Source organism: Microcoleus sp. K1-B1 (assembly GCF_036704705.1).
Classification (GTDB): domain Bacteria; phylum Cyanobacteriota; class Cyanobacteriia; order Cyanobacteriales; family Microcoleaceae; genus Microcoleus.
On record NZ_JAUBSH010000169.1, the window covers coordinates 1 to 5,027 of the forward strand.

Consider the following 5,027-nt stretch of genomic DNA (forward strand, 5'->3'; position numbering starts at 1 on the left):
TCCTGACCTAGTTTCCAAGTTGCACCCGGAGCACCTGCATTTGGATTTAGATCGTGATGAATGGTAAGTAGGATTTTTATGATCTTATACGATTCTCAACCAAGCGAATAAAATTTTGAACCTGATACTGTAAGTCAAATTCGGGGCGCTGGCTATTTTGAAGGGCAAGAGCTGATAGCTGTATATAATAGTCTTCATCGGTACGAAGTCGTTTCAATGCATTTATATAAGGCTGTGGGTCGTTTTTAGAATCAACTAAGATACCTCCCTGACCAAGTGTATAGGGGATACCGCCTACACTTGAGGCGATTACCGGAATACCATTGGCTTGAGCTTCGATGATAACCCGACCAAAGGTTTCGATAAAATGGGAAGGGACGAGCAAGATGTCAGTTAGTGCATAAACTCGACGCATATCTTCCTGGTTATCCCAGATTTCCACATTGGGCAGGCTATCGGCAAGTTTCAGATAAAGTCCCTGGTCGCCTCCCCACTTCCCTTTGACAAAGAGAAAGTTTTCCTGGGGCAAGGAACGGGCTATCTTAATTGCAACTTCAACCCCCTTCTCTGGGATTAGATTGATAAATGTAATATACCGACGTTTACGCTCCGCCACTTTGTATTGGCATAGATCCACGAATGGCAGAACTACTCCAATCTTGTTACTGGTAAGCTGGCTGGCAATCGAAGCTATAAACGGTGAATTGGCGATCACCTGAATGTTGTCAGGGATAGGGTCTCCATTTTCAAGGGTGCCTAAGTTGCGTGCAAAGTAGAAACTCGGGTAGCCCTGATGAGCTGCATAGTTAAGGAGTGGGCATGTAAGTGTGTCATGACCGAGGACAAGATCAGGTCGATACTTACGCAACCTTTGATCGATGAGTTCGATCCAATAGCGTTCTCTATTGAATTTGGTACTCAATGCAGTGACTTGCCGCCAACACGGATAGCCGAGGTCATAGTCCACCATACAGAGGGACGGTTTTTGAAGGCGTACAAGGCTGCGCCAGACACCGCGCCGGAAATACGATGAACGGACGGAGAGCGCACAGATTATTTCAATTTGCCAGCCCAATTGGTATAGACTCTCAAATAGTTTTATTGTGGATAACTCAGATCCCCCTGATACGTCGCGATAGAAAGGTGCTGTACTTACGAACAAAAGCTTTGGCATCATACTTCAAACTCCAAATTGATTTTTTATAATTAAATTCCGGTTTTTGGCGCTGGTGCAATATCTGACTCTAGGAAGATTCAGAAAGCTTTACCTCACTTGGCCTACTTAACTTTGCAATTGGTGGTATTTCCATAAATAACTTCGTTGTTCTAACAACTCTTGATACGCTCCTTGTTCCACAATGCGACCTTGGTTCAGCACAACCACTTTATTGGCTCGGACAATAGTTGATAGACGATGGGCGATCGCCATTACAGTATGACCTACAGACAGCTTTTCTATCGACTCCTGAATCAATCGCTCCGATACAGAGTCTAAAGCACTCGTTGCTTCATCTAATATTAAAGTTTCTGGATTGCGTAACAAAGCACGGGCGATCGCAATCCGTTGGCGTTGACCACCCGACAAGCGTACCCCCCGGTTTCCGAGTTGAGTCTCAAATCCTTTAGGCATATCTTGAATAAATTCTAGAGCATGGGCGAGTCGAGCTGCTTCTTGAATTTCCTGTTCAGTTGCGCCTCCTTTTCCATAAACAATATTGTTCCGAATATTTGCCCGTCCTTGCCCATCGCCTTTAACAACAATCGGTTTCACAATACATAGTTTCATATTCAATTCCCTATTGGCTTGCGAAAGATTTCTTCAGCATGGTCAGTAGTGCTTTCTCAGTAGTGGCTTCTCAGCTTGATACCGTTCCACCTAACTAATCTAGTTGTAATGGATACCATTTAACTGGAATAGCAATCCAATCGACTTGATTGTGTTGTTGAAGTGCCAAATCTACGCTACTTGCTAACAAGGTAACATGATGACCGCGACGAATCGCTTCCCAGGCAACTTCATAGTTTACCCGACCTTGACCATCACCGAGCGCGACTTTATGAGTAACAATACAAAGCTTCATAGAGAACCTTTACTACGAATACGAATAGAAAAAGAACTAAACAAAAGAGTTAAAGCAGCATTCATCTCAACTAATTCTTCAAAAAACTTCAAAAAATTATTGATAAAAATATCTAGATCTATCAGTATCGATACAACACCGTAGCCTACAGTGATGAGCAAGAAGCCTAGTGGAAGGTAACGGTTGAGCGCTAAGGCTAAATAATTTATCCCTTGGCGAACAATCACTCTCACTTTTTGGAAATGCTTAATTGCCCAAATCAATCCAAGCAGTAGTAAGCAAGCGAATACTCCTAAAAGAACAAACAACATTATTAAATTTTGCTTCAAAATAGGTTTAACGCTTACCAAGAGTAAGAATAAAACATCATGTAGCGAATCAATTCTCACTCCACCAACTAGAGGCGCTTTAAACCAGAACATCCGGTAGCCAAAGCTGATTTCGTCTAAGGCGGCAAGCAGCCCTAAGAACGGGATAATTAGGTAAAACTTTCGAGCATATTTATCCTTTAACTTGCTAATAAAAATCAAACCAAGCACAAAAGTCTCAAAATATAAAATTGTGGTTAAGTTTTCTAAGAACTCATTCTCTTCCACCAACGCACTTCTTATATTAGGAAATAAAAACCATAATCCGCTCAGAAGAAAAGCATTCAAAACAGTCAGTAGAATATAGAGTTGACAGAGTCTTCTCCTTGTGGATAACCTTTCCCGCCGATGCAATATTGATTGAGTTTTCATTTCTTGATCTCCAGAAATCTAAAACTATTTAAATTGATAAATGCGAATTTTCGGACCCCGATTAATTTTAGGAACCTGATTAAATTCATAAATAAGTTGAGCAGAAGAAATAAGGCGTTGATAATTTTTAACTATTTCTGGATACCTTTCCTTTTCTGCCAAATACAAATCATACCAATGGCTTATAACCATGTATTGGATACCCTTAGCTTGAATATCCTCAATATCTCCAATTTCTCCAATTCTGCCAAAGTCTAAGGGTCTAATTTTAGCATGTCTCGTATAAATATTAGGCTCGATTTGGAACAAAGCTCCTTGCTTATCTCGATTAACTTGAAATAATTTGAATGAGTACTTGGGAAAATTAGGACCATAAGGTTCTATTAAAAGAGCACTTCCGCTTTGAATATTAGTAGTTACCCATCGTTCTGCCTGAATTCTTGTGTCGGTTCCCGAAGCTTCACGACCTTGTGCGAGGCTTGCACTTGAAAGAGAAGCAAGAATAATACAGAAAGAAAACAAGAATATCCAAGTTACTGATTTTATAAAATATTTGTTAGTCAAGTTCGATAGTTGATAAATAGCCCAAGCAAGTATTATACAACTGAAAGGAAGAATAGGGATAACCCAGTGATTCCACCTTAAACTGAGAAAACATATAAATATTAAAAATATAAGAGGGAAACTAATTAATATTAAGGCTTCTTTTCTTCGGGAAAAGGCACAGAATAAAACTCCCATACTCAACAATAGAATGCCATAAAGTGAAAAAGAGTTTACAAGAGGATTTTCTATATACCATCTCAGGTTGGCTATCAGCCCGCCTCCTGTTACGCTAACTTGTTCCGATCTGGCTTCCTTTGCCACATCAATAAGCACCTGTTTAAAATCTATAAATAGAAAAGGAGAGCCTACAAAAGCTCCTGCAATACAGGCTGCAATACTGCTAAATACTTTGGGAAAGCCTTGGTGAAGCCATCCCTTGCTAAGAAAAAAGGTCAAGATAATAGTCAACGCAAAAACAACAGCAGGGTATTTGGTTACGATAGCTAGACCTAGCAAGAAACTAGCTAATACATAGTCTAATAATTGGTTTTTTTCAAATATTCTTAAACAGAACCAAAATGAAAGCAGTAAAAGCAAGGGCATTAAACTGTCCATTCGCGCTAACTGTGAACCTGAGACATGAATCGGAGTGATAGCAATTAAAGCTGCTGCGACTAAACCTACTGTTCTATTAAAAATTCTCTTGCCGACTAAGTATACGAGCCAAATTGTGAGCAGACCAAATAAGACACCAAGAAGACGCCCACTTAAGAAAAAAATAGTTTGATCTTGAAAGTAAAGTGCTTTAAAGTCATCAGCACTAGCAAAAATTCCTAAAACTCTACCTGCTAAAAAAACGAAGGCATATACAAAGACCAGTAGGTAAATAACAGTGGTTGCTGGATGACCAAACCAGTGAGGATTTAGATCGCGATTAGCTAACATTTCTACAGCATTGCTAACTCGTCCGGCTTCACCATTACTGTAAATATCAGGCAGATTAGCTTTAATTCCGTAGAGACGAAGTAAAAAACCTGCTAATAAAATACCGAATAAAATGAGCTTTGAATGCCGAGATATTTGCTCTTCGTACCTAATCCAACTTCTCATGTTCTAGTACCTACTTATTTTATCAATCGTCAGGGCGAGTTTACTTTTTGAGAACCTCCCGGCAACTTCTTTGGCACAACGCTTCTTCATAGAAAGCCAGGTTATGGCGGGCGATCCGCTCCCAACTGTAGTGTTGTGCGGTAGCGTAAGCATTACGGCGTAACTGCTCAAGGTAAGGGCGGTCTGTAACCAGGCGTTCCAAAGCCTGCTCGATCGCCTGACTATCGCGAGCCGGGACTAAAATGCCATTGTGCCCATCCCGCACGATCTCCATTGGTCCTGGTGTTGTTGTCGTTACAGGCGCTAGACCGCAAGCCATAGTTTCAGTCAGAGCCAAGCTAAACCCTTCAGAGAGGGTGGGAAAGAGCTTGATGTGATGTCCGCGCAGGAGGTCAGGTAGTGTGTCCTGACTGTAGCGCGGAATGACTCGGATGCGATCGCGTACAGCAGGCTCGAAATCTGCATGGACTTCCGCTTCTGAGCAACCCGTTCCCAAAAAACTTACCTTCACTTGGGGATAGCGAGCGAGAATTGCATTTAATGCACTTGC

The 5,027-nt window shown here is 41.2% G+C and carries 6 protein-coding genes; all 6 read right to left on the minus strand.

Features of this window, described 5'->3' with window-relative positions; genetic code table 11:
- Positions 1-76: 76 nt before the first annotated feature.
- On the minus strand, positions 77-1,177 hold the full coding sequence (locus tag QUA83_RS29930) for a glycosyltransferase family 4 protein (protein ID WP_333297821.1): 1,101 nt from the start codon (positions 1,175-1,177) through the stop codon (positions 77-79).
- 105 nt (positions 1,178-1,282) lie between these two features.
- On the minus strand, positions 1,283-1,786 hold the full coding sequence (locus QUA83_RS29935; RefSeq protein WP_333297822.1) for an ATP-binding cassette domain-containing protein: 504 nt from the start codon (positions 1,784-1,786) through the stop codon (positions 1,283-1,285).
- A gap of 94 nt (positions 1,787-1,880) precedes the next feature.
- Positions 1,881-2,081: a hypothetical protein gene (locus tag QUA83_RS29940; protein ID WP_333297824.1), complete on the minus strand. Its 201-nt coding sequence runs from the start codon at positions 2,079-2,081 to the stop codon at positions 1,881-1,883.
- A complete protein-coding gene (locus tag QUA83_RS29945) occupies positions 2,078-2,821 on the minus strand; it encodes a hypothetical protein (RefSeq protein ID WP_333297826.1) in 744 nt (247 codons plus the stop codon). Before QUA83_RS29945 ends, QUA83_RS29940 begins: the two co-directional genes overlap by 4 nt.
- A gap of 24 nt (positions 2,822-2,845) precedes the next feature.
- Positions 2,846-4,477: a glycosyltransferase family 39 protein gene (locus QUA83_RS29950; RefSeq protein WP_333297828.1), complete on the minus strand. Its 1,632-nt coding sequence runs from the start codon at positions 4,475-4,477 to the stop codon at positions 2,846-2,848.
- A 40-nt stretch (positions 4,478-4,517) separates the two neighbouring features.
- Positions 4,518-5,027 (minus strand): glycosyltransferase family 4 protein (locus tag QUA83_RS29955; protein ID WP_333297829.1); only part of this gene is annotated, 510 nt, incomplete at its 5' end.